General features: G+C 68.1%; 13 protein-coding genes. 6 read left to right on the top strand and 7 right to left on the bottom strand.

Annotated elements, in window-relative coordinates:
* Positions 1-40: 40 nt before the first annotated feature.
* Positions 41-1,375 (bottom strand): MFS transporter, encoded by a 1,335-nt coding sequence (locus ACSC1S_RS20130; RefSeq protein ID WP_435365879.1) that lies wholly within the window; start codon positions 1,373-1,375, stop codon positions 41-43.
* A 138-nt stretch (positions 1,376-1,513) separates the two neighbouring features.
* Between ACSC1S_RS20130 and ACSC1S_RS20125 the strand changes: the two genes are divergently transcribed.
* From ACSC1S_RS20125 to ACSC1S_RS20100, 6 genes are all read left to right on the top strand, one after another.
* The gene (locus ACSC1S_RS20125) at positions 1,514-3,241 is read left to right on the top strand and encodes an adenosylcobalamin-dependent ribonucleoside-diphosphate reductase (RefSeq protein ID WP_435365878.1); all 1,728 of its coding nucleotides are present in this window, start codon (positions 1,514-1,516) and stop codon (positions 3,239-3,241) included.
* A 49-nt stretch (positions 3,242-3,290) separates the two neighbouring features.
* Positions 3,291-3,512, top strand: a complete 222-nt coding sequence (locus tag ACSC1S_RS20120) for a hypothetical protein (protein ID WP_435365877.1) — start codon at positions 3,291-3,293, stop codon at positions 3,510-3,512.
* A gap of 342 nt (positions 3,513-3,854) precedes the next feature.
* Positions 3,855-4,280, top strand: coding sequence for a DUF4870 domain-containing protein (locus ACSC1S_RS20115; RefSeq protein WP_435365876.1), 426 nt, complete (start codon positions 3,855-3,857; stop codon positions 4,278-4,280).
* A gap of 173 nt (positions 4,281-4,453) precedes the next feature.
* Positions 4,454-4,984, top strand: coding sequence for a DUF3592 domain-containing protein (locus ACSC1S_RS20110; protein WP_435365875.1), 531 nt, complete (start codon positions 4,454-4,456; stop codon positions 4,982-4,984).
* 61 nt (positions 4,985-5,045) lie between these two features.
* Complete coding sequence (locus ACSC1S_RS20105) at positions 5,046-6,044, top strand: MBL fold metallo-hydrolase (RefSeq protein ID WP_435365874.1); 999 nt, start codon at positions 5,046-5,048, stop codon at positions 6,042-6,044.
* Between the two features lie 90 nt (positions 6,045-6,134).
* Positions 6,135-7,508, top strand: a complete 1,374-nt coding sequence (locus ACSC1S_RS20100; protein ID WP_435365873.1) for a nicotinate phosphoribosyltransferase — start codon at positions 6,135-6,137, stop codon at positions 7,506-7,508.
* Positions 7,509-7,553: 45 nt separating this feature from the next.
* On the opposite strand, the gene ACSC1S_RS20095 is transcribed toward ACSC1S_RS20100, so the two are convergent.
* The 6 genes from ACSC1S_RS20095 to ACSC1S_RS20070 form a co-directional block, all read right to left on the bottom strand.
* Positions 7,554-8,174 (bottom strand): hypothetical protein, encoded by a 621-nt coding sequence (locus ACSC1S_RS20095; protein ID WP_435365872.1) that lies wholly within the window; start codon positions 8,172-8,174, stop codon positions 7,554-7,556.
* 80 nt (positions 8,175-8,254) lie between these two features.
* Positions 8,255-11,173 carry a lamin tail domain-containing protein gene (locus ACSC1S_RS20090; protein WP_435365871.1) on the bottom strand — a complete coding sequence of 973 codons (2,919 nt, stop codon included), beginning with the start codon at positions 11,171-11,173 and terminating at the stop codon, positions 8,255-8,257.
* Positions 11,170-19,641, bottom strand: coding sequence for a hypothetical protein (locus tag ACSC1S_RS20085; RefSeq protein WP_435365870.1), 8,472 nt, complete (start codon positions 19,639-19,641; stop codon positions 11,170-11,172). The genes ACSC1S_RS20090 and ACSC1S_RS20085 overlap by 4 nt, the downstream gene beginning before the upstream one ends.
* Complete coding sequence (locus ACSC1S_RS20080; protein ID WP_435365869.1) at positions 19,638-22,280, bottom strand: hypothetical protein; 2,643 nt, start codon at positions 22,278-22,280, stop codon at positions 19,638-19,640. Before ACSC1S_RS20080 ends, ACSC1S_RS20085 begins: the two co-directional genes overlap by 4 nt.
* Positions 22,273-22,425, bottom strand: coding sequence for a hypothetical protein (locus ACSC1S_RS20075; protein ID WP_435365868.1), 153 nt, complete (start codon positions 22,423-22,425; stop codon positions 22,273-22,275). The genes ACSC1S_RS20080 and ACSC1S_RS20075 overlap by 8 nt, the downstream gene beginning before the upstream one ends.
* A complete protein-coding gene (locus tag ACSC1S_RS20070; RefSeq protein ID WP_435365867.1) occupies positions 22,425-26,576 on the bottom strand; it encodes a hypothetical protein in 4,152 nt (1,383 codons plus the stop codon). The genes ACSC1S_RS20075 and ACSC1S_RS20070 overlap by 1 nt, the downstream gene beginning before the upstream one ends.
* Between the last annotated feature and the right edge of the window lie 85 nt (positions 26,577-26,661).

Here is a 26,661-nt window from a genome sequence, read left to right as displayed (position 1 = left end):
TTCTCCGTCGACAGGTCATCGATGGCGCGGTCGTCGGCCCTCAGCCAGCCACGGGCTGCACGCGTTCCCGGGCGATCCGGCCGAGTAGCAGGAGGATGGGGACGAACAGCACGCCAGCGACGAGGAACGGAGTCCAGTACGCGACCGCGACGTACAGCAAGCCTGCAAGCGCGGGCCCGAACGTTCGAGCGAGGCTCCCCGCGGACTGTGTGAGGCCGAACGCGCCGCCCTGCTCGTCGGACCCGGCGTTCAGCGAGACGAGCGCGTTCAGGGAGACGTTCGTGAGGGCGTTGCCGAACGCGAGCGGGGTCGAGACCGCGGCTAGCGCGACCGCGCCCGACTCGACCGGTCCCAGAGCGGGGAACACGGTCGAGGTCACGGCGAAGGGGACGAGCGGCAGTGTGACGACCTGGATACCGGTGCCGGCGAGTGCGAGTCGGTACTCGCCGAAGCGCTCGGTCAGCGGGCCGACCAGCCCGCCCTGCACGATAGCGATGAGGACGCCGATGTAGGTGAGTAAGACGGCGTTCTCGGCCGTCCCGTAGTCGAGCTTGTCGTTCGTGAGGAAGATGAACTGGCTCTCGAACGCCGAGAAGGCGAAGCTGGCGAGGAAGAAGGCGATGACGAGTGAACCGATGTCCGGCGAGGTGACCGCGTCGTAGAGTTGGCGAAGGCGAGAGTCGCCTCCGGCCGCAGTCGTGGGCTCGCGCCGGGGCGGCTCGGGGAGAACGACCGCGGCGAGGGCGAGGTTGGCTGCGGTCAGCACGGCCGCGGTGAACGACGGCATCGTGAACTCCGTGACCGGGATGGCGGCCGGGAGTACGTCACGGAAGAGCGCCAGGGCTGCCCCGCTGGAGACGACGCCGGAGATGGCCGGCCCGAAGACGAACCCGAGGCCGAAGGCCGCCCCGAGGATGCCGAGCCCCTTCGCGCGGTCCTCCGGCGGCGTGATGTCCGCCATGTAGGCGTTCGCGGTCGCGATGTTGCCACCCATCGCCCCGGCGAGTGCGCGGGCGATGAAGAGCACGATGAGGCCGTTCGTCGCACCCAGTACCGGGCCGAGTTCGCCTGCGATGCCGAACAGGGTCCACGCGAGGACGCTCCCGAACAGCGAGATGAGGAGGACCGGACGACGACCACGTTCGTCAGAGAGGCGGCCGAGGAGGGGCGCACCGGCGAACTGGAACAGGGAGTAGGTCGCGATGAGCAGGCTCCCGGTGAACTCGTTCGCTCCGAACGCCTTCGCGTAGAGCGGGATGACGGGGATGAGGATGCCGAACCCGAGGAGGTCGATGAAGATGACGAGGAAGAGCGTCCCGACCACGCGTCGCCGGTTCATGCCAGCGACGGTCGACTGGTCGTCCTCGTCTGCCATATCTGTCGATTCGAGGCCCGCTACCTAACCGTTCTCACTTGGGTGTCGACGTTGCCGTCGCCGCAGTCGACCGGTCTCCTCAGTGGGGCGTGGAACACCGTTACGCTTCCAGCACGCCATTATCGGGTGTGAACAGCCGTGTCGACGCTCAGTGACCCCGACCCGGTGGCACGGACCGTCCTCGAACAGCGGTGCCTCCGCCGTGACGACCGGGGGAAGGTTGCCGAGACGCCTGGGGAGCTACTCGAACGCGTCTCGAAGACCATCGCGAGCGTCGAAGCGCGCTACGGGAACGACCCCGCGGTCGTCGCCGACGAGTTCGCGGGGATGCTCGACGCGCTCGAATTCCTGCCGAACTCGCCGGTCCTGATGAACGCTGGGACCCAGCGCGGCCAGCTCGCCGCCTGCTTCGTCCTCCCCGTCGAGGACTCGCTCGACTCGATTTTCACCGCCGTGAAGGACGCCGCGCTCATCCACCAGAGCGGGGGTGGGACCGGGTTCTCGTTCTCGAAGCTCCGGCCACAGGGTGACGTTGTCAAGGAGACCGGTGGCGTCGCCAGCGGCCCGGTGAGCTTCATCCGCATCTTCGACGTTGCGACCGAGCAGGTGAAACAGGGTGGTCGCCGTCGCGGGGCGAACATGGGGGTGCTCGCGGCCTCACACCCCGATATCGAGGCGTTCGTCACCGCGAAGGCCGAGGAGGGCATTCTCAGAAATTTCAACCTCTCCGTCGCGACCGACGAACGGTTCTGGGACGCGCTGGAACGGGGCGAGCAGTACGACCTCCGCAACCCGCGGAACCGCGCGGTCGTCGGCCGAATCGACCCCGACGCGTTGCTGGACGACATCGCGGCCGCTGCCTGGGCCGCGGGCGACCCCGGTCTCGTCTTCCTGGATACCGTCAACGCCGCGAACCCGACACCAGCGATCGGGCGCATCGAGGCGACGAATCCCTGCGGAGAGACGCCGCTGTTGCCCTACGAGGCGTGCGTTCTCGGGTCGGTCAACCTCTCGCGGATGACTCGTGACGGGGCCGTGGACTGGGACCGGTTGGAGCGGACGGTCCGCCTCGGCGTCCGCTTCCTCGACGACACCATCGATGCCTGCGAGTTCCCGCTCCCCGAGATAGCGGATATCGTCTCGCGGAACCGGAAGATAGGGCTGGGCGTGATGGGATTCAGCGACCTGCTCGTCGACGTGGGTATCCCGTACGACTCCGCGGACGCGGTCGCGATGGCCGAGGAGGTGATGGGATTCGTCTCGGAGACCGCCTGGGACGCGTCGGCCACCCTCGCGGACGAGCGCGGGGAGTTCCCGAACTTCTCCCGTTCGGTGCTGGAAACGCCGGTCCGCAACGCCACCACGACCGCCATCGCACCCACGGGAACCATCTCGCTCATCGCTGGCTGCACCTCTGGTATCGAGCCAATCTACGGCGTGAACTACGAGAAACACGTCCTCGGCGGGCTGGATATCCTGAACTCCAGGTTCGTCCGGCTCGCGAAGGACCACGGCTTCTACTCGGAGTCACTCCTGGAGTCGCTCCGGGAGCAGACCTCGATACAGGACGTCGAGGTGATACCCGGGGAGGTTCGGGAACTCTTCCAGACTGCCCACGACGTCCCGGGGATGCGCCACCTCGAGATCCAGGCCGCCTTCCAGCTTCACACCGACAACGCGGTGAGCAAGACCGTGAACCTGCCCGAGTCGGCCACACCCGAGCACGTCCGTGACATCTACGAGCAGGCCCGCGACCTCGGCGTGAAGGGTATCACCGTCTTCCGGAGCGGCTCACGGCGCGAGCAGGTTCTCGGTGGCGACCCCCTGAAGGAGGAGTGCGTCTCCGAGTGCGTCGAGTTCGCGTGAGAATCTCAAGGACGCCGATTTGAGTCCTCGGCTCCTACATTCAGGAGCTATGAGGACCGTAGACGCGCTCAAACCAGTGTTCCTCGAACCGCGCGACGACTACTGGGAGATACACGACGCAGATAACGTCGCCGTCGACAACCAGCGCGAGTACACCCTGGTCCCGTTCGGGACGGCACAGCAACTCCAGAACGCGTTCTTCTGCGAGGACTGCTTCCCGCACCGGGCGGCGAAGGAGCAAGACGAGCGCAAACGGGCCCCGTCGGCCTGAACCTCCGGTTTTTCGGTCTCGAATCGCCGCCAGCAGCCGCTCCATCTCCGTTTCGACCCACGCCGCGAACTCGGGTTCTGGCTCGTCCACGAACTCGCGGTCGGGGCAGGCGACGTCGACGACCGACGCGAGTCTGGGGTCCATGGCAGGGACCGTACACCCCTGAAACGTGTTTTCGGATGGTTTGTGGCGGTTTGACGGGGGCTGGGACTCCCGACACGAAGTACGTCGCCTCGCGTTAGAAGCCGGTGGGGGTGAAACGCAGTGGCATATGAGCCGAGTACTCATTCAGACAGCCGGCGAACGAGGGCGTGACTACCGCGGTTCCGAGGGGCGCTGACGATGGCAGCCGACAGCCAGCAAACGGTCGACCCCGAATACGGGAGCGGCGACCCGACGATGCGGACGAATGCGGGCGGCTCCGGCCTCTCGCCCAACGTCGCGGGAGCACTCGCGTACGTGTTCGGGCTCCTGAGCGGAATCGTGATGCTCGTCGTCGACGGCGACGACGACTTCGTGCGGTTCCACTCGATGCAGAGCATCGGCCTCTCGGTCGTGATATTCGGCCTGTACCTCGCGCTCGGCATCCTCACCGTCGTGCTGTCGTTCGTCCCGGTGGTGGGGCGGATACTCAGTGCGTTGACCGGCCTGCTGTTCCCGCTGCTCGGGTTCGGCGGCTTCCTGCTGTGGGTGTTCCTGCTGTACCAGGCCTACCAGGGCAACCGGTTCGAACTCCCCATCATCGGCCCGTTCGCGGCGTCTAACTGACCAGCGACCCGTTTTTCCACGCAGTGTGACACACGAGGTACTTCGAGTCCGGCTATATCGTGGCTGCACGTCGAGTACTGGGCGATGTCGATGCAGCAACAGTCAGTCGGCGTGCGATTCACCCCGACTACCAGTGGATTCCGACCGGACGAGTGTGTCGAGAGGCAGGTGCGATGAGTGTGCAATGGAGCGGCGTCGTGTTCGGACTCCTGTTCCTTGTGGCCGGCGTCGGCGTGGCCGGCTTCACCGTCTACGGCGAGTACCAGGACCAGCAAATCGCGGACAACGCAGCGAGCGTCACCGGGTCGGTCGTCGGGACCAACATGGAGTCCGCGACCGAGGTCGACGACGGCGAGACGGAGGTCGAGTACTACCCTCGCGTCGACTACGAGTACTCGGTCGACGGAACTGCCTACAAGGGCTGGCGGATCTACGCGACCACCGACCTCGACAAGGAAGCAGGGGAGCTGCCGGGCCGTGACTTCGACTCGCGGTCCACCGCCCGGAACGTCCTCGCACAGTTCCAGGGACAGGACACCGTGACGGTCTACTACGACCCGGCCGACCCCAGCGTGGCGTTCCTGATTCCCCCACGGTTCGACCTGTTGACCGCCCTGGGCGGCGGGGCGTTCGGTGCGATCTTCTCGTTCGCAGGCATCGCGACCGCGATTCAGGCCTTCCGCGGGAAGCTCGACTCGAACTGACCGACGTACCGCCTGCGCCGAGCGGAACACGTTTGCCACGGGGCCACCGAGTTGGGGGCGAATGCCCGACGTTCGACGCATCTCGGTCTCGACCGATTCCAGTGGCAGCCCCGAGGGCGGGAACAGCGCCTACCTGCTGCCCGAGCGTGGCGTCCTCGTCGACCCGGGACCACCCGGAGACGAGACGTGGGACCGGCTGCGAGACGGTATCGAAGATGCAGGGCTGGGCCTCACTGCTATCGAGCACGTCCTGGTCACGCACTGGCACGCCGACCACACCGGGGCCGCCCCGCGACTCGCCAGCGAGGCCGACGCGACCCTCTGGATGCACGAGGTCGATGCACCCTTGCTCTCCGACTACCGCGAGGCTCGAGCGCGCCGACTCGAGCGCGATGCTGGCACCCTGGAACTGTGGGGCGTCCCCCGCGACCGCATCGACCCGCTCGTGGAGTTCGATTCGCGGTCACCCATCCCCGACTCCGTCCCGGTCCGTGAACTCGGCGACGGCGAGTCCGTGGAGGGTGTCGAGGTACTGCATACGCCGGGCCACACCGCTGGCCACGCGGCCTTCGTGCTCGGAGACGAGGCGTTCGTCGGTGACGCCATCCTCCGAACCGTCACACCGAACGTCGGTGGTGGTGACACCAGACAGGAGAACCCGCTGTCGCGGTATCTGGAAACCCTCTCGCGACTCGAAGAGCGCGTTGCGGTCGCGCATCCCGGCCACGGGGGCGAGTTTGCGCTCTCCGACCGAACTGCGGAACTCAGGAGCCATCACTTCGAGCGGGCCGAGCGTGTCTTCGAGGTGCTCGTGAGCGACGACACGGGCGAGTCGGTGACTCCCTGGGAGGTGGCGACGGCGCTCTTCGGCGAGATGGCCGGCTACCACGTCAAGTTCGGCGCGGGCGAAGCGTTCGCGCACCTGGCGCATCTCGAGGACCTCGGGCTCGCCGAACGCGTCGCTTCGGACCCCGTCAGGTTCGCGCTCTCAGACGAAGCAGCGACGGGAACCGCCCCGGTTCGACAGGCCTGGAACGGAGAACCGAAGGCCCGAGACTGATTCTGGCGGCGGTCACTGGAATCCAGTGCCACTCCGGGCGTCGACAGTCAGGCACGCGGTTTTGCCCGCGGACGAACTAGGTCTCCTACGATGTCGTCCCCGACGTTCGGCTATCTCACGCCCGAGAACCTGGCCCTGTTCACGGACCGCTACGAGCTGACGATGCTGCAGGCCTATCACGCCCAGGGACACAACCCCAGGGCCACCTTCAGCCTGTTCTTCCGTGACCTCCCGGACCAGCGAGGCTATGCCATCGCGGCCGGGCTCGAACAGGTGCTCCACTACGTCGAGACGCTCGAATTCGGCGACCGGGCGCTGACGTACCTCGCGGAAGCGGGCTTCTCGGACCCGTTCCTCGACGAACTCGCGGACTTCTCGTTCTCCGGTGAGATATGGGCGGTCCCGGAGGGCATACCGGTGTTCCCGGACGAACCGATTCTGGAGGTGACGGCCCCGATATTCGAGGCACAGCTGCTGGAGACGGCGGTCATCAACCAGGTGGGTTTCCAGACGCTCGTCGCCACGAAGGCGCGGCGGATGCGCGATGCGGTCGAGCGCCTCGGAGACGGGCAATCGCTGGTCGACTTCGGTTCGCGGCGTGCCCACGGGACCGACGCCGGGCTGAAGGCGGCGCGAGCAGCCTACATCGGTGGGTTCACCGGGACCTCGAACGACGCGGCTGCAGAAGCGTTCGACATCCCGGCGTTCGGCACGATGGCGCACTCGTGGATCCAGAGCTTCCCGACCGAGCGCGAGGCCTTCGTCGCATTCGTCGAGGAGTACGGCGCAGAGAGCACGCTGCTCATCGATACCTACGACACGATTGCCGGGGCCGAACTGGCCGTCTCGGTCGCCGAGGAGCTGGGTGTTCCGCTGGGTGGCGTGCGCCTGGATTCCGGTGACCTCGTGGCGCTCTCGAAGGAGGTCGCCGACATCGTGGGCGATGCGGACATCTTCGTCTCCTCGGGGCTGGACGAGTTCGAGATAGCCGAGTTCCTTGCACGGGGCGGCGTGGCCGACGGTTTCGGGCCTGGCACGAAACTGGTCACCAGCGCGGACCAGTCCTCGCTGGACGCGGTCTACAAACTCGTGGCCGTCGAGCACGATGGCGAGATGCAGCCGACCATGAAGCTGTCCTCGGGGAAGGTGACCTACCCCGGGCCCAAGAGTGTTCGGCGCGTCGAGGAAGACGGGAAGCCGGTCGAGGACGTGCTTGGAATCCGTGGCGAGGAAGGGCCGGGAGCGGAACTGCTGCAGCCCGTCGTCGAGAACGGGACCCTCGTCGGCGAGAGTCCCTCGCTCGACGTCTGCAGGGACCGCGCACTCGACCAGCTGCGACGGTTCGACGAGCGATACCGGTCGCTGGAGCGCCCCGAGCGGTATCAGGTCAGGGTAAGCGACGGTCTCTCGTCGCTGACCGACGAACTCCAGCAGGCGCTGGAAGCCCAGCTGGAACGACGCTGAATCGGCTTTTCACGCTGACTCCCGACGGGTCTGCGATGCCGTCGGTCAGGCCATCGAGAGCACGCCCGCGACGAGACTCGGCTCCATGAGGAACACGGCGAAGCCGAGCGCGCCACCTCCTGTGAGCGCGAGCAGGGCGTACCAGGGCTCGTACCGGATGGTCTTGAACGCCTTGCTGCTGTAGCGTTTGTAGCCGAGGCTCCCCATCACGAACGCGACGACGATGGTCGTCACCACCTCGGTCTGGCCATGTGCGTACAGCCAGGTGCCAACCAGCCCGACGACCACGCCCAGTTCGAGCGCGTGTATCTCGTTGTGGGTGACACTCCGAACGCCCTTCGAGAGCGGGATGAACGACGGGAGGGTGAACGCGACGTTGTGCTTCGAGGTGCCAGAACTGGTCGTCGTGACGGCCGCCTGGCCACCACCACCGCCACCGCCACTGGTACTGACGTTCGTCCCACCGGCCGCGTTCTTCAGGCTGCCGCCAGCGCGGCGCTTGACGAGCCAGCGGACGCTGGCGACGCTCAGCAGGCCGCCGCCACCGTACATCGCCGCCGTCGTGGGGTTGAGTGTACCCCGGACCTCGTTCACCATCTCGGCCAGCTCCGGCGGGAGCGACTGGAGTGGGACACAGAGCGCGGAGAGGAGCGTCGCGAGCAGCATTGGGTACAGAGTTCTTTGCAGGGTGGAAATAACGGGACGCTACGTGCTTCGTGTCGCGACGAAACCGGAGAAGGAAGGCCTCAGTTGCGGTTTCCAGCCGACACGTCGGTCTCGTCGGGTTCGACGAGGTCGTCGTACCGGAGTCGACTCGCGGACTCGCCGCGGCCGGTCGAGACGCGACGACTCGACCAGAGGTGGGTGCTGCCGTCGGTCCAGCGCGCCAGCTGGTAGTGTCGTTCGACCTCCCGACCGGCCCGGGTGACCTCTTCCTCGTAGAGTCGGAGTGGTTCCTCGGTGTCGAGGATGCGACCGCGGGGCGTCGGCAGTCGCTGCAGTGGGTCGCCCATGGAGTCGGCGTCCAGGAGGAGCGAGAGCGCGAGCCGGTAGGTGTCCGAGGCGTGTTCGTCCGCCTGCGAACCGGTCTTCGGCCGCACCGGCTTCATCGCGAAGAAGTGATCCGGCACCGAACTGGCCAGTTCGTACTCGGGCAGGTCGACGGGCGAGTGGGTGACGACCGACCGCGTCACGAAGCGCTCGTCGGGGCTGCCATCGCCGGCACGCCGAACGACGGCGGTCCCGACTTGCTGGTCCCAGATCGGCGCGGACAGGCTCTGGTTCTCGGAGAGCCCGCCGAGGTAGACGTGGTCGTCCTCGGGCAGTCCCTCCGGCGCTTCGCCGGTGTGGATGGTCACGCTCTCGTCGGCATCGAGCGTCACGGACTCGTCGGCTGCGGGCGCGAACCGGTACAGTTCGTCGGTTGCCGCCCCGACCTTCGTCGTGCCGACCGTGGCTTCGACAGTCCAGTCGGTCACGTTGAGGGGCGCGTCGCCCACGTTCCGGAGGATGAGATGCTCGTCGGCCACGTCGGGACCGGCGACGACCCGGTCGATGGCGAGGTCTGGCTCGCGGAACTCCTCGCGCTCGAGGGGCGAGCCGACCGGGCTCTCGACGCGTTCTTCGACCGCGAAGGCCAGGTTCGCCATCTCGTCCCGGGTGAAGGTCACCCGCTCGACCGCGTCGCTGGTGCGGCTCTCCGAGAGCGTCGGCGGGAGGAACAGCCCTGGCTCTCCGTCGTCGGTGACCGACTCGGGCAGGTCGGTGAACGAGAACGCGTTCCAGCGGTCGGTCGATTTCGTCGCGGCTTCGAGCGTCGTCGTCTGGCCGAACGTGTCCGTGACGGTGAGGTCGGTGATGCGGTTCAGCGTCCCGATGGGCGTCGGCAGCGAGAACAGGAACCAGTCGTCGCTGTGGACGAGACTGAAGTCGAGCAGGAGGAGCTTCGACAGCTCTTCGGGGCCGGCCGGAATCTCGTCGAGGTTCACGGCACCGTCCTCGAACTCCCACCAGCGCGAGGCGGGCATCCCGCGGTAGCGCAGCCGGCTCAACGTCACGTCCCTGGTCTCGGACTCGGTGAGCGTCCGGTCGGTGTCGGCTGCGGCCGGGGGCGAGAGCGTGTCGAGGGGGCCGCTGGCGACCGAGAACGAGTGCCAGTCGAGGTGGCCGCCGGGGTACTCCTCGGCCTTGAGGACGGTCTCGCTGTCCGCCGGGCCGGTCGCGACCGAGAACTGGTGTTCCTGTCGGTCGTCCTGCCACGACGGGTTCGCCCCGGACTCGGGCTCGTCGTAGAGGTCCGCGTACCAGTCGACGTAGCCCGTCGCAGCTCGCTTGAAGCCGTCAGAGAGGGACTCTCCAGACGGAAGCGGCAGGTCGGTTCCCGAAGACGGCCACGAGGGCGCTTCCCAGCCGGGGGCGTCCCGGATGCCCGGAACGCCCGCAACGAGCGCCCGGTAGACGAGGTGGCCGTCGACGGCCCGCCCGTCCGTGAGGGAGACGAAGCGACGGTCGGCCGGGTCGAGCGATTCGTCTGGCTCCGCGAGCAGGAACCGGTCCGGATCGTTCGCGTTCGGGTCGATGAGGTCGCCCGCCGCGTAGCTCTCGCCGTCGGCAGCTGGCGTCACGCCCTCCTCGGCGAGGAACCGGAGGTAGGTCTGACCCGCGTCGGCCCGGAGGCGCGCGGGTGGCGCGTCGTCGTCGATGAGGCTGGTCGTGACGGGCTCGCGTTCCACGAGCACCTCCAGCGGTTCGCCGCGGTAGGGTTCAGCATCGCCGGTGACCGTTTTGTCCGGCCCCGACTCGTCCCCTGTGCCATCGTCGCTTCCGTCTTGCATCGCCTCGTAATCGGCGAGCACCACCTGGGCGATGCGAAGGACTTCCAGCAGGTGTCCCGTGGTGTCCTGCGAGCCCGCCTGCACGAGGACGGCGAACGTCGTCACGGCGGGTTGCCAGTTCGTCTGGTTCTGGGCGTAGGCCACGAGTTCGGAGACCAGCTGGCTGACACTGTCGCCACCGACGGTCCGTTCGCCGCTCGGCTGGCCGGCGAGGTAGTTCGTCGCCCGGTCGAGGTACGCGGTGTCACCCGGTTCACCGGCTTCCGGCAGCGGGGTCGTCAGGTACGCAAGGGCCTGTTGACGGGCAGACGGGGTCTGGCCATCTTCAGCCTGCAGGTACGATTCGAACGCCGCCTGGGCAGCCTGGGGCTTCCCGCTGCCGTCGCCCTGCGCAGTCCGGTGGGCTTCGAGTGCCGCGGTCACGGCGTCGAGCCGGGAGCGCTCTTCGGCGACCGGCACGGAGCCGCCACCGAGTGCGGGCGGTGGCGTGATGGGCAGGTCGAGACCGTCCTCACCCGGGAACACCTCGGAGGCGTCGATGCCGCCGAGTTCGTACCGGCTCAGGTAGTCACGGGCGTACGACACCGCCGCCGTGACCGGCGAGCCGGCGTCCTCACCCTGGAACTCGCCGACCTGCCACTGCCGACAGAGGAGCCACGCCGGGTCGTGGACCTCGGCCCGCATGGGGCGATTCAGCCGGGTGTCCCGGGCCCGCGGTTCGAGCCGGGTCCAGAACGTCGCGGAGTCGGTCCACGCCTCGACGTCGAGGGGGCTTGCGGTCCCGGTGGTGTTCACCTGCTGTGGGTCGAGGTCGAGTTCGTCCCCGCTCATTCGCCATCACCTCCGTTGGCCGCCCCGCCGAACTGGCTGGCGAGGTCGGAATCGAGGTCGAAGTCGACCGTCGGCGTGTCGGGCACGTCACGGGTGTTGTGCGGGAACGCCAGCGCGGGCAGCAGGTGGCCGAGAACTCGCTGTCTCGGGTCGCTCCGTGGTTTCCCGATGACGTTCAGGTCGACCCCGCGCATCTTCGCGAGGTCGATGCTCTCCAGGATGGTCCGCAACAGGGCGTCCGTCGACCACGGCGCGTCGCCGCCTTCGGGCGGGACCGCGAGCAGGATTGACTGTGGCGGCTCCGTACTCGGGTCGTCGTAGTTGACGGCGACGCCGGTCTTCTCCTCGGTCGAAGGCACGGATTCGCGCCAGTCGTCGACGAGGAAGCCCGCGAGGTGTGCGCCGGGCTGACCGTCGGAGCCGCCCGGACTCGGCGCGACCGGGTGCTCCTCGTGGAACACCGTCGGGAAGGTTGTGACCATCGATACCTGTCCGCGCTCCGGGGTCTCGTCCAGGCCGTCGATGCCGACCCAGTCGTCGGTCTCGCGGTAGGGCAACTGGCCGACCGTGAGGCCGTCCCGGAGCAGCCGACCGGAGACCATCTCGGCGTACGACAGGGTCTGCTGGAGTGCCGCCGGGCGCTCCCGGACCCGGGCCGCCCGCTGGAGCCACGTCTCGGTCTCCATCGGGGCGGCATCGGCGAGCAACTCGTCGACGTGCGCCGTTGCGAACGTCTTCGAGAGCTCTGCCTGGTTCGGCGGCGACAGCGGTGGGAGCACGACGAACGACTCGCCGAACAGTGCCGACAGGCGGTCCAGTTCTCGCTCGGCCGCTTCCGTCACGGCCGCGCTGTCGGGTCGCGTGCTGGTCTCCCCGGCGAGCACCGCAGCCGCCGTCGCGTAGTCTCCGGCACCCTGGACCAGTCGCTGGACCGCCGCAGTCTGTGCGCTGGCGTCGTCGAGGCGCTGGTGCAGGCGCTCTCTGACTCCCTGGGCCTGTGCGACCAGCGTCCGCTCGTCGGAGGGCTTGCCGCCCGTGGCCGACTGCGGGGTGCTCGCGTACACACCGAAGTACGACGCCCGGAGCAGCGGGATGCGGAGCGTCTCCAGCAGGCAGCGACGGAAGGTCTCGTCGAGTCGGGTCGACCGGGCGACGGCCGCCAGCGGTTGCACCGCGGTCTGGACCTCCGAGGTGAGGCTGCTGGTCGTTCGCGTCCACCACGCCTCGAAGTCGGTTCGTGCCGCAGCGGCCCGGAACACTGGCTCCGAATCCGGCTCTCTCATGCGCTCCTCAGCGATGGAGCTGACCTGTCTGAGCCCGCGGAGGACCGCGACGAACTCCGTCGAGGGCGTGGCCTCGTCGGACTCCCTGCCGTCGACGCCAAGGTCCGGGTCAGCGTCCTCGAACCGCTCGTCGAAGCGCTCGAAGCGCCGCCACGGCTCCTCGCCGTCGGTCTTCTCGTGGAAGTGTTCGATGGCCCCGAGCATCGATTCGAACGCCTTCTTGGTCGGTTCGACGTGGTCGATGTCGTCGAGTTCGTCGAGCGGTTCCTCGAGCAGTTCGAACAGGTGGTCGAACTCGTCTTCGCTCCGGGCCGCCGGGAACTCCTCCAGCACGTCGAGCACCTGTTCGGCACCCTTGACCGCGGTGTCGTAGGCTGGTGGTTCCATCTCCTCCTCGACGCGCTGTTCCTCGAGTACTTCGGCGAACGCCTCGCTGTGTTTTACCGCCCGGTCCAGGCCGGGGAGCGTCCGCAGTTTGCGGTAGTACCCCGCCAGCGCGACGAAGTCGCTGTCGAGTGCGACCCAGTCACCGTCGGTCAGTGACTCGGGGTAGGCGACGAACGTCCGGAGGCGGTCGAGGAACGCGACCGGATCGTCGAGAACCGCCTCGAATTCGGTGGCGGCCCAGTCGGCGTTCGCGAACAGCAGGTCGAGGTGGACGAACGCGCGCCGAGCAGGGTCGGACCCGCTAGCCTCGACAGCGGCGACGAACTCCGGCGCGAACTGCAGCAACTCGGTATCCGTCGCCCGTCCGGCCGGGTTCCGGAGCAACTGGGCGAGCGCCGTCCGGACCGCCGCGAGCCGGCTCGCGTCGGCCGTGGGCCAGAATCTGGCGTCGTCGACGCGGTCCTCGCCGCCGGTCTGGTCGATGGCGTCGACGACACCGGCCGCAGTGAGCGGTGTCAGCGCCCTCGCGACCGTCTCGGCGAGGGTGCCGAGGTCGAGCGTCTCCAGTTGTTCGAGCGCGCCCAGCACCGCCAGGTCGTCGTCGGACACGTCGAGGGCCGGCCTTGGTGCTGTCCCGGTGTTTCCGGTTCGAGCGTCGACGCTGGCCTTCCACTGGCTGAGGAGGGAAATCTCGTCGCCGATGGCGTCCCAGTCGGTCGACTCCTCGGCGAGTCGCGCCTGAAGCACGGCAGCCGGCGACTCCGGGGAAAGCGGGTCGAGCGCGGGCTGTTGCCGCCCGAGCCAGAGGAGTCTCGGCAGGACGGTCAACTCGTCGAGGAGGTCACGCAGGTCGATGTCGGCGGCCGGGTCGCGGACGTGACCGTCGGCGTCGTACACCGTGTTCCCGTCCTGGTCGGTGGCAGTGACCGTGAACGAGGTTCCCGGGTGCACGTCGGTCAGGTTGACGGAGAGGCCGAAGGTTCCGTCCGCCTGCGTGCTGGTCGTGATCGAGGTGTCGAACGCGGTCGGTTCGTCGCCGGCCTGCGTACTGGAGACCGTCACGGAGACCTGGGTCGCAGAGGAGAGCGACGTGGTACAGGTCAGGTCCTGGCTGGCTCCGCCCTCGTCCGCGGGGTCCAGCACGTGGACACTTCGGGGTTCGACCACGCGGCCGACCTCGCTGTAGACGATGCGGTCGCCCGACTGGGCGACGACAAGGAACTGCGCGCCCCGGGTGAGGTCGTGGCAGTCGAGATCGACCGAGAAGACGCCATCGGCCGTGGTCTGGACGGAACGGGTCTCGACGAACTGCGCCGCCAGACCGGTCGTCACCTCGTCCGCGCTCGTGTTCCCGAGCACCGTCACGTCGAGACTCGTCGCCTCACCGAGGCCGGAGTCGCAGGTGAGGGTCTGCCCGGCCAGCGGTTCGAGGGTCAGTGCCTCGTCGAATTCTTTCGGATTGGTCGGGCCCGCGGGGAGTGCTTGGAGGAACCGTTCGAGTTCGGCTTCGAGCACGGAGTCGCCCCCAGCCCCGGTCGCCGAGGCGACCTGGGTGCAGGCTTCCTCGATACCCGAGATGGGCACCTGTGACCGGAACGCGGAGATCGCGTCCTGGAGCTGGCCGACCTGTTCGGTGACGGTCGGGGGCTCCCTGGCGGCTTCCTGTTTCTGCTTCGCGTCGGACGCGTCGAGGGCCGTGTCGAGCAGGTCGAGTCGGTCGTCGACCAGTGCTGTCACGTCCGCGAGCGCGGCTTCGGCCGCCGTCGCGCGGTCGCTGAGGGTCGCGAACGTGGCTGAATCGTAGCCTGGGCCGGTCTGCTCGGCCGGGTGCGCGAAGTCGTCGGCGGTGGCCGGCCGCCCATCGGCGAGCGTCTCTCGAATCGACCGGACGAGTTCGAGGAGGTCGGCTGCACTTACGCGAGCGCCGCCGTCTTCGCGGAAGCGAAGTTCGACCGTCGTGTCCGCGGGAATCGGTGGATGCCCGCCCGCGGCGGTCGTCGGCTTCTCGTCGCGGTTCCGGCGAAGGTAGAACGCGAGGCGCTGTTCGAGCTGGGTCTGGGCCGTCTCGTCGTCCTCCTTCGAGAAGGCGACGACGTCGAGTGGCGACAGCAGGAGTTCGTCGAAGGTGAGGCTGGTGTCGGCGACGAACTCGCGCTCGGTCGGTTCGGCGGGCCAGGCACGATACAGGACGAGGCAGTCCCCGGGGGACCCCTCGGTGAACTCGACCGAGAACCCGTCGTCGGAGACGCTCGTCAGTTCCACCGTCAGCGTGCTCGCGCCCGCCGTGGGGACCGAGACGACCGAACCGACCTCGGTCGAGGCGGCGACCGTTCCGTCCGTGACGGAATCGGCGAGGCTGACCTGCCGACCGAGACCAGTCGTCAGCCCGTGGCCGATGCCAGCCGGGGAATCAGCCAGGGAGACAGACGCTCCTGCGGTCATGTCCGTCTCGGTCACGCCCGGAACGGCGACGAATTCGACGGCCCCGGGGCGGAACCCACCGTCGAGTGTGTTCTCGCCGTCGGCAAGTACGCCTACTTCGGGGGCCGGCTCGTCTGGTGGGGAGGCCATCGCGACGTAGGTGACCGGGCGTGCAGTCGAGCCAGTGGTCTTCGCCGTGAGCGTCAGGTCGGTCCCGAGGCCGGTGCACTCGAGCGACCAGTCACCGGGAAGGTGGACGACTCGGTCGTCGCGGGCCGTTCCGGTCGGCGCGGCGTTTCCAGCCGGGTCCTGCGAGAGCGAGAGGGCCTGCTGCGTGAGGCCGTTCGAGCCCGCGGTCGCGTGTCCGTACGAGAGCCCGACCCCGCCCGTGGTGGCCCGGGTGGTCGCGCCCTGTGCGCCCAGGGGGGCGGCGTCGACCGCGTCGGTGGCGGTCAGGACGACGGTATCGGCATCGATGCCGAGCGATTCGGTGTGTGAGCCACTCGCCGTCTCGAAGTGGCCGACCTCGACGAGCCCGGGGTCCGTGACCGCGAGCGCGAGGTACTGGACGGTCACCGCCCGGTCGGTTCCGGTGACGGAGACATCGAACTCGAAGCCCTCGGCCGTCGTCTCGGCGACGGTGCCGCGGATGGAGACGCTGTCGTCCCCGGCGAACGCGAGGTGGAGCGCGTCGTCGGTGTCCGCGGTGCCGATGGTCTGACCGGCCTCCGTATCGTACACGGTCGATACCGACTGCTGGGTGAGGGTCCCGTCACTTGCTCGCTTCGCGGAGCCGTGGCCCCAGCCGTGGTGGGTCGGAGCCTCGTCCTTCCCAGTGTTCGTGTCTTTCGACGATTCGGCCGCGACCGAGGCGGTGAACACCACCACGTCCGGTTCGAACCCAACGTCCGTCACCGAGACGCGGCCCGAGGACTTCGGGGTGCGGAAGGAGTTCGCGGCGAACTCGCGTTCGTCGGTCCATCGGTAGGACGCTTCACAGCCCACGTCGGCCGGGTCGGGGAGCAACTCGCCGACCCACGAATCGAGGTTCGGTTCGGCTCCCTTGCGGGTCTGGAGGGGCAAGGCGTCGTCCTGGCCGACGGCGGGAACGTCCGGGCCCTCGATGACCGATTCGTCGGTCGGGTCGACGTCATGGCCGGGTTGCGCGAGACGCGCTTCGTCCTCGGCGATTTCGGGAATTTCGGGTTCGTGCGTGAACTCGTCATCACTCGAATCGACAGGTGGCACGGCCGGATGGGTGAATGCAGTGTCGTCCTGCCACGCACTCGGCGTCGTCGCACCGTCGGCGTCGCCGAAGGTAACGAGCAGGCGATGCGTCAGACCCACCGACGTTCGCGGCGTGTCGATGACCTGTGGCTCGGGAACTGCCTTCCCGGCCGCCAGCGTCTCCAGCGAGCCCGCAGCCCGGGAGTAGTTCCCCTGCGTGAACTGGTGAACACTCTCGGCCGTGAGCACGTCGCGGACCGCGTCGACCGCCTCGAACAGGTGCCAGAGGGCACCCGCGACCCCCGGATTCTCCGACAGCGGGGGCAGGCCGTACTCGGACTGCCTGTCGCGGTAGCCCGGTGTCTCCGGGCGCTCGTCGGTGTCGGGCCGCCGCGGCGGCGTCGGGTCGATGGTGTGGGTCCCGTCGTCGAAGGTCACCGAGCGGTAGAGCTTGTACCCGTCGACCACGTCGCTCCGGGCGGATTCCTTCGACGGCTCGGGGCCGCCGAGCGTCCCGGTGAACGTGGGATAGGCCTGTCTGAAGTCGTGGATGTACTGCTGCTGGTTCGCCTCGTGCAGGCCGCGCTCGAACCGGTAGCCGAGCAGTGCGCCGAGTGGCTGTCCCTCGCGGACCCCCTCGAGCACCTGTTTCGCGATGCGGACCCGGTCGGCCGAGAGGTCGACCGCCGAGAGGTGCCCGTCGTCCTGGTTCTCGAAGGCCCTGTGGCCGCCGCGGAGAACGGCCGCGGTCGTCGCCTGACCGAGGGAGGGCGCGTGGACGAACTCGCCCTCGGCGTCGCTCTCGTCCGGGTGAAGGTTCTCGACGAAGCCCCACGCCCCGACGTGGATGCCGGCAGAACTCTCGGGCAGGGGGACCGAGGGCGAGACCGGCTCGGTCGAGGGCTCGCTGACGAGGTCGTTCCCTGCGTCGAGGACGTATTCTTTCGTTCCTTCGGCTACCTCTTCGAAATACTCCTCGGCCTCGCTCGGCATGTCTACCGTCTCCGTGACGCTGGTGTCTGTGAGGTCCTGTGTCTGCCCGTCGCCCTCATCATCCTCGTCGGCTTCGTCGGATGTGGACGACGCCGGCGGCCAGTCCGGAAGCCCGGCCGGCGGGACGTAGGCGTCCGAATCCTTCCAGACGTTCTCGCCTGCGTCGTTCCGGTAGGTCGTGGGTTCCGGCAGGTACCAGTTGTCCTGTTCGTTGCGATGCTCGGCGAGTCGCCGCGTCGCGAGCGACGTCCACCAGGCGTCGAACCGGTGGCTGGCGAGGTCGAGTGTCCCCCTGAGGAGTCGGTCGAGGCCGTCGGGGTCGATGGCCTGCAGGTAGCGCAGGCTGTGACCGACCTGTTCGAGCCGCGGGTCGTCGGCCGCGTCGACGTTCCCGAGGTCGAACGGGGTCTCCGGCTCGAACGAGGATTCGTCGACGTGGAACGTGTTCGGGTACTGCAGCCGGTCGAGGAACCGGTTGAGCGGCATCGAATAGTCGTCCGAGTCCGGCGGCTGGATGTTGATATACACGTCACCACCGGTCTCTGAGCCAGCTTCGATGCTGACCTCACCTTCGAGGAAGGACTGGCGCAGGGCCGCCGAGTACCGGGCGCGCTGCAGGCTGAACCGCAGGAGGTGCCGGCCCACCGAGCGCATCATCGCGGGGTTGTCGTCGTACCGGTCGTCCATGCCGAGTTCGTGCAGCACCTCGAGTTTCTCGAAGCGGGCCCGACGCTGGCGCATCGGGTAGAACATGTCCTCGCCGACGCGCTGGTAGGTGAACTGCAGGCCCTTGCTCCGGAGCAGTCGGGGGGTCATCCCGAGGGTGTAGATGGCGGTTCCCGGCTCGTAGTTCGCGAGGGGTCTCGGCCCGTCGAGCAGCGAGTAGGTCTCGTCGCCGATGTTCTCCAGTCTGGCGTGTCGGGTGAAGAGGTCGAGTTCATCGCCGTCGTCCGTAGTATAGGGGCGTTTGAACTTCGCGAGGACCTGTTTCAGCCGATTCTCTCGTCGCGCTCTGTCTGCGTCTTCGGGGTCGCCACTCCCGTCGAAGCCGCCCTGTCCGCTTCCGTCCTGGGGCGGGTCGACTGTGCCGGGTTGGCCGCCGTCGATGCCGCCGGACCCGGACTGCCCGCCACCGAATCCGCCGCCGGGCTGGGTCGTCCCGCTCCCGGGCCCCATCCCGCCACCGGGCGGGCCGCCACCTTCCGCCATCTCTCTGGCCTTCTCCAGACGCTCGCGGTCGGCCTGCTGCTCGATGTCCTCTTTCTGCCCCTCCGTCAGGAAGTCGTTCGCCTCGATTATCTTGTCGAGTTCGAGGTACACCTCCTTCTTGAACTCGTTCGAGACCCGGCCGTTGCCGTCGAACTCGAGCTGGGTCCCCATCTTCCGGACCGTGTCGTAGTCCTCGGCGAGCAGCGCCCGGATGTGGTCACCCACCCCGTCGTCAACAAGCGGGAGCACGTCGTCCTGCGGGTCGAGGTCCTGGAAGAGCAGGTTCGCGACGTGCACGTCGAGCGCGCTGGTCGGGAGATCTTCGCTCTCGGTGAGGGCCTCGACGGCCGTCTTGAGGGTCTTACGCTGTTTCTGGAGCGCCTCGGAGCGGCTAGTCCCGAGGACGACCTCCCGTTCCCAGTCCGCGTCAGACGATCCGTCGGTCGGCGGCCGCGTGTATGAGTCGCTGACCGGGTCCCACTGCCACTCCAGCAGCCGGAAGTTGGTCATCGTCCGCTTGACCACCTCGGCTACCTCAGAGTCGGGGCCGCCGATGAGCGCGTTGAGAACCGTGTCGTCGTACAGCTTCAGAACTTCGCCGGGAAGCGACGATGGAACCCCGTCGCTCTCGTGGGTCCGCCGGTCCCGCCCGGGAGTGTCCAGGCCGAGCACGTTCGCGAGTGACTCCTCACCGGTGAGGTAGCGCCGGTAGTGATGGGCGTGGCTCGTCGCGGTCATCGCGAGGATGTCGCTCAACTCGGCGGTCGTCCCGGCACGGCCGACGTGGGGCACGCCCGGCTCTTGCTGGGTGTGTTCTCTGGTCGCGCCCTCGGCCCAGGCCGACCGGAACAGGGTGAGCCAGCGCGCGAGGTGTCCGGGGTCGTCGGGCGTCCCGACGAGGTCGTCGTCCCGGGCATCGATGCCGATGGGCTGGTCGTCGTCGCTCATCGGAACCAGCCTCCTTTCTCGTCGGCCGCATCGTCGCGGTCTTCTTCGGTCTTCTTCCCGACGGAGTCGGCCGATTCCTCGTCGATGGCACGGCCCGCCGAGTCGGTTTTCACCGACGAGGACGCGAGTTCTTCGCTGCTGTAGTTCGCGTTCAGTTCGTCGGTCGAGAGGACGGTCGATGCGTCGTCGGGGCTGTAGTGTGTCGCTATCTCTTTGCTGGAGAACACGGTCGCGGTCTCCTCGGGGGTGTAGGTCTTCGCGAGGTCGGCGTTGGAGATGCTCCCCTTGGCGTCCTCGGGTCGGTACGTCTTCCGGAACTCGTCGGTCGAACCGGCCGCGAAGTCCCGGGCGGGGTCGTCGCCTTTCAGGGAGGACTTGTCCGTTTCCTCGGTCGGCTCCTCGTCGTTCGACCCGCCGAGGCCGATGTCTTCGAGCGACCAGTCCCTGGTTCCCTTGCCACCCTTGCGACGCGGGATTTTGACGTTGCCACCCGGACTCGTCCGGTCTTTCGAGTCGGGTACGAGTACGTCCGAGAGGTCGGCTCCGGCCCAGAGGCGGTCGTCGCTGTCGGGGTCGCTGATGGCCGCGGGGAGGACGCCATAGGGCTGGCGACCGGCACGGAACGTCGGCAGTGGGCCGCCCGGGCGGACGTACTCGATGAAGTGTCTCCGGTACGCCTCGTACCAGCTTGCGGGGTCGTCCCCGTCGAGCCAGTCCGAGATGTCCGGCTGGCCGTCGGTGTCGAGCTGGTCGAACAGTGGGGGCGTCTCGCTCGTCCCGTCGTAGCGGTTCGGCCGGAGCATCGTCTGCAGGTAGTACCCGATGGTGCCGGACCACAACGCCGAGTTGGCGTGCCAGGCGTCGAGCTGGTCGGTCGCGTCGGCGTCGGCCACGTGAGCGAAGACGTGGTCGTCGTCGCCGAGCGAGGACGGGTCGATGGCCAGCGCCCGGGCGAGCAGGTCCCCGTCTGTCACGTCGCCGTGTTCCACCAGTGGTGGGGCCGCCTCCACGTCGACCGTCTCCTCGGGGTCGGTCCGCGACCGGTAGCCCGCATTCTCGTCGGCGTTGTTGGTCGGGGTCCCCTGCGGGACCATCGCCAGCCCGTTCGTGTAGTGCTGGGCGTCGAAGAGCTCACGGAGGTCCCGGGCGGTCTGGTCGGCGTCCATGCTGGCCTTGACGCCGGTGACGACCAGCTTCTCGAAGTAGCCCGAGTCGAGCGGTTTCGAACCGGCATCGAACACGTCGTCAGACGTGATTCGCAGCGCCATCCCGGCGCGTTCGGCGGCGTCGAAGTCGACGAGCCAGTCGATACCTTCCTCGGTGCGCGTGGACTCGGGCGTCTCGTCGACAGCCTGCATCGCGACCGCCATGGCACCTGGGTCCGGGCCGATTCGAAGCGGTTCGCGGATCGCCCCACCGCGGACGAGGAACGTCTCGCGGTTGTCGGATTCCTCAGCCGGCGACCAGACGCCGTAGATCAGCCACTCGTCGGGGAGCAGTCGAGCCACGGGAGCGCGGGTCCACGAGCCGGGGCGGCCGTCCGGCTCCGGGAACGAGAGCCTGCCGACAGACTGGGCCGTCGCCGTCTCGTCGAGCAGGAGGGACCAGTCGGCGTCGTCCGACTCTCCGCCGACCTCGGGCTTGAGCGCGTGGACGACGAATGACGCCCGTTCGCGGCCGAAGCGCTCGACGAGCTGGCCCCACGCCCGGGTCCGAATCGCCTGCTTTCGCTCGGCAGGGTCGGTCGGGTATCCCTCGTCGGGAAGCTCGGCGAGCATGGTGACGAGTTCGTCGTGGCGCTCTGCGGGCAGGTCGGTCGCGAACTCGGTTGCGGTCGGGGATTCGACGGTCGCGTACCAGGCGTACGCCCAGAAGTTCTGGCCCCACTGGCGCTCGGTGTCGCTCAACTGGGGCTCGTGGCTGTCCTCGTGGATGCGGTCGGGGTAGACCCGCACCAGCAGGTCGCCGTCGACGAACCGGGTCTCCAGGCGGACCGGGAGCAGCGCGATGGGCTCGTCGGACAGCGTCTCGACCGTGTCGTCGTGGGAGTCGAGGAACGACTGAATCGTGCCCGTCGACTGGCGCTTGTGGTCGCCGTCGTCGGTCTCTGTGTACTGGTCGTTGAGGCGGTCCTGAGCCTCGTCGCGCCAGGCCCGAGCCGCGGTCACGAGCGTCGAAATCACTGCCCGGAGGTGCCCGGCCATCGCCCGGTCGTCGGCGTTGGCGAGCGTCGCGAGCGTCTCTGCGGGAGGAACGTGGTCCGTCGTTCCCGTCACGAACTGCTCCAGATGGTCGATGAACCGGGTGACGGATTCGTCGCCGGAACCGGTCCGGTTGGCTGCGCTCTCGTAGGCACGGGCGACCGCGAAGAAGTCCCGGGCGGTCCCGTCGTGGTCGAGGAGTGGTTCCGTGAGGTAGGCGAGTTCTGACCGTCTGGTCTGGGCGGTCTGGGCTGGCCCGGGACCGGGTGAGAGGAACCGATTCGCAGCTCGCTCGACCGGTGTCGGGTCGGCGTCGCCACCGTGTTTCCGGGCTTCTGCGAACTCGGTGACCGTCGAGAGCAGGTGACTCGCCCGGGTGAGTTCGTCCTCGGCGGTCCGGAAGTCGGCCCGGATTTCGGCGACGGACTGACTACTCATCGGCGACCTCCCGGGAGACGACTGCACCATTGCCGTCGTCGTCCAAGTTCCCGTGGTCGGCCGGCTGTTCGAAACACTGCAGTCCCAGGGTCGTCTGTCGTTGTTGCATGAAAATCGGGTTCTGTGGGGTCAAATCGGTCGCCATCACTGGCCCACCTCCGGGGCGAGCAGGTCGTCGGCGTGGATGGCCACGCGGACGGGGCGTTGCCAGGTGATGCGGGCCATGTGGGCGCTGTTGCGGCCCCACTCGGCGAACGCGTTCGCGAGGTTGGGGTACTCGCTGGCCGGGCCGGACTCTTCGTCGGTCCACTGGTCGACCTGCGTGCTGGTCACGCACCACGTCTTCGCCTCTTGCCCGTTCGCGCCTGGCGGGCTGTCCCAGAGGTCGATGTAGGTGACGAGGTCGTCGGCGTCTTTCTCGGACTCTTCTTTCTCCCAGGGGACGAGGTGGTTCCACGAGAGACCGTTCCAGGCCGGCGAGTCGCCGTGCTCCCTGAGGACATCGACGTCGACCGGCACCGTCTCGATCGGGCTATCGCCGTCCCTGACGCTGATACCAGCGGGGGCGGACTTTCGATGGTCCGCGTCGCCGGCATCGAGGCCGAACCGGGTCTCACCCATCGGTTCCTCGAAGACGAAGAACCAGCCTGGGTCGCCCTCGTCCGGATTGCCGACGGCCTCGCTCGGGGGGAGTTCGAAGCCCAGGAACCGGATGTCGGGGTCGAGTTTGCCCTGGAAGATAGGGAACTTGACGTCTGTCACCTCGTCGTTTTCGTAGGCTTCTTTGGTGACGTGGCCGACCTCTTCGAGCTTCGGTGACCGGCCCTCGCGGTCCGACTCCTCGTCGTCGTCCGGGTTTGACCGGACCATGTAGATGGTCGTGTCGGGGAAGCGGCGCAGGAGTTCGCCGCGGATGACCAGGACGACGCGACTCTCCTGGTCGTCCTCGAAGGTCGCGACGTCGTCACCGGAACCGGTGCCGTTCTCGCCGAGCCGGTTCTGCCACTCGTGCATGGGGGCCACGTCCGGGCGGTCGTCGGCCGTCGAGAACGGGTTGCTCGTCTTGTCCCAGAACGTGTCGAAGTAGGTGCCCTTTCTATCGGTCGGGAAGCGCCGCCAGAGCAGCTCGCGGGAGAACTCGTGGTTGAGGCCCGCGACGAACGCCTCGACGAACGCGGGGTCCGTCGACAGTGCGCCGATGGAGTCCCGCGGGATGTCTCCGACGCCCGGCATGAGGTACTCCTGTGAGATGGCTTCGAGCGCCTCGGCCATCGGGTCGGGGAAGCGAGGGGCCCACGCCACCGGCTCGATTGGGTCTTCGCGGTCAGAGAGTTCGTCGGCGAGGCCGCCAGCGGCCTTGATGCCCCCCAGAACGTTCGACGTGACCGTGATGTCGGGGTCGACGTGGTCGAGTATCTTCGACGGCTGGGAGCGGTCGTAGGAGTCGCCGAACTGGATGCCCGGCCCGAGTCCCGACGGTGGCGTGAGGACCTCGGGGCCGAGGCGGAGCGCGGTTCGCAGGCGCTCCAGTCTGTCGAGCACGGACTGCATCTCCGCGGCAGCTGCGTCGACGCGTCGAACCAGATCGGGCACGTCGACGGAATCGGGACCCCCGTCCGGACCGCCCGGGCCCCGGGGCCGTCCGAGGTCGCCGCGCGACGGATCTAACCCCTGCTGCTGGAGCGATGTGATGACTTCGTCGAGGCTGTCGACAGCCGCCTCGTGGTCAGAGCGCAGGCCGTCGACGAAGCCACTCTTGTCCTCAGAGACCTGTGCCGGCGTGGCCTCGGGGTTCGTGCTCAACAGGTTGTCGAGCGTCCGGACCAGCGGCTGGAAGGTGTTCGTCTTGACCGCGTCGGCGTGGGATTTGACCGTCTTCGGTGGCGGCGCGGTCCCGGTCCCGCGGGTGGCCGTGTCGAGGTTGGCTGAGAGCTGGCGCATCTGGAATAGCGCGGTCCCCGCGTGGTCGATGCTGCTCTGGACCTGCACGTCGACCTTCCGGACCGCGAACGCGGTCGGGTTCGCGGGGGTGACCGCCGAGAGGTCGATTCGGCGAATGTCCACGTCGGGGAGGGTCTGTGCCCACGTCCCGAGTCTGGCCACGCGGGCGAGTTCGGGCGTGATCACGTCGGTTCCGGTCGGGAACTGTGCGGGCGTCTGGCGCGACTCCCCGGGCAGCGCGATACCGTCGTTCGGGACGGTCTCGGGTGCGCCTGCGGTCTGCCTGGCGATGTCCGGGTCGAGCGAGCCCTGTCGGAACTGCCAATTGCTGGGTGCGCCTGTCGCCTGCCCGGTCGGGTCGGTCTCCATCGTGCCCGAGGTGAACTGCCACTGGGTCGTCCCTGCGCCGGCGCTGGTCGGGTCCAGCCCGAGCGTCTCCTCGTCGAGCGCGGGCGTGTCGCCGAACGTCGGCATCGAGTCGCCGGTGAACATGGGCCCGAGCCCGCCGTTTCCGCCGCCAGTATCGACTCCCAGGCCACCGTCTGGCCCGTCGATTCCTCGGATAGGCCCATCGATGATGGGGCCGATGTCCACCGCGTCTCGGCCGAAGTCGAAGCTACCGCCGAACCCGGCTCCGGGAATCTTCCTCGCGCTTGCGAGGTCGTCGATCGTGGTGACCCGGGGCCGGAGTTCGGTCTTCAGGGTCGCCGGGGTGACCTGCTTCGTCTCGAAGTCGGTGGCGAGCGAAGTCGGGGTCACGTCGCCAGTCTGGGCCGAGACGTTCGCGTTCCGAAGGAGCGGCCCGTTCGGCCGCGAGAGCCGACGGAACGTCGGCGTCAGGACGGTCTCCGGCAGGTCGGCCATCTGCCTGAACTCGGCGTCGAACGACCGGAGCGCCTCCGCCACGTCGGTTCCGACCGTCGTCCCGATAGTCCGGTGAAGCGGCTGCGTGAACTGCAGGAGCCGGGCCGCGTTCTTCTCGCCGGCCAGGCCGACACTGGCGACCAGTCGGTCGTGGATATGCGAACTCGCGGCGCGGGCCAGTTGCCCGCCCGCGAGGGTGCGGTTCATCGCGTCGAGTTCACCGACCTGGTCCCAGGCGCGGGCCATGTAGTCCTCTTGCCGGTCGCGGATTACCTCCGAACCCAGCCCCGCGGCGATGCGGTACCGGAGCGACTCGTTGAGGTCGCTGAACCAGAAGTCGTCGTCCGGATCGAGCTCTCTCCGGTCGGCGTGCCACTGGCCGTAGAGGGGCGCGCCGACGACCGGGAGGTCCTGTTGTTTCGCCAGCTCGTATGGCTGGTTCAACAGCTCGACGAGTTCTGCCTTGTTCTGGAACTCGTCGACCGTCAGACTCGGAGATTTCAGCGCGCCCGTCTGGTAGACAGGCTCGTGATGGCCGAGGCGGTCGGGTCCCGGGTCGCGCACGTCGACCTCGCGACGGCCCACGTCCGAGTCCGAGAGTCGCACCGGCTCGAGACGGCTCGCGAGTTGCTCGAAGTCGCCCTCGCCGCTGTGGAACTCCCAGTGGAGGTATATCGGGAGTTCGACCGGGTCCGCGCTCTCGTCGGTCCACGAGAAGTCGATGGACTTGCCAGCCCCTTCGTCACCCTTGCTGTCGTCGTAGGGTGCACGACCGAGGCCGACCCGTCGCCCGGGTTCGAACGTCGGGACGACTGCTGCGATGTACTTCGTGTTCTCTTCCAGGTTGCGCGGACAGACGAGGCGTGAGACGGCGCGCTCGGGATGGTCCCGAACGACCTTGCTCGCCGCGGTGGTGTCACCGACCACCTGTGCGTGTGCCCACGCCCAGGACTGCGCGAGCGGGGGCAGTTCGGCCGTCGGTGCCGTCAGCACGGGGAGGGGATTCGTCCCCGCACCCGCAACCTCGACGCCCTTCGCGTCCTTCGGAACCACGACCAACGTGAGCCAGGGCCGATTCCGTGACTTGCCGCCCTCGCTCGTGTCGGCGCGCTCCGGGCTGAACAGCCACGGGAGGTCCGGCCTGCTGAACTCGACTATCGGGAACAGGTTCGGCGGGAAGCTGTTGCTGTCCGGCTCGGGCTCCAGTCGGCTCACCTGGTCGCGGTCGATGCCGATGACGTCACCGGGGCCGTACATCCGGACGTCCTGGCTCGGCCGGTCGAGGTCTCCGTTCGCGATTGCCTCGGGCTCCTGGTCCCAGGTCTCGTCGTCCTTCCCGCGGGCCGCCAGGGTCAACTCGACGCCGACGGTCATCGGGCCCGGAATCGGGTTCGAGGAGCGGTCGCGCTCGAACGGTGTCGACGGCCGGAACCCTTCGCGGACCATCGGAAGGAACCGGAAGCGAGCGCCAGCGCTGGGGTCACTCGCCATGGGTACCACCTCCGCAACCCGCGGTGTTGCCCCAGGCCGCCCGGGTATCCAGTCTGCTGCTCGCCACCGCCGTGAATGGTAGTCG

Source organism: Haloarchaeobius pelagicus (assembly GCF_051207375.1).
Classification (GTDB): domain Archaea; phylum Halobacteriota; class Halobacteria; order Halobacteriales; family Natrialbaceae; genus Haloarchaeobius.
This window is presented reverse-complemented; position numbering and strand designations above follow the sequence as displayed.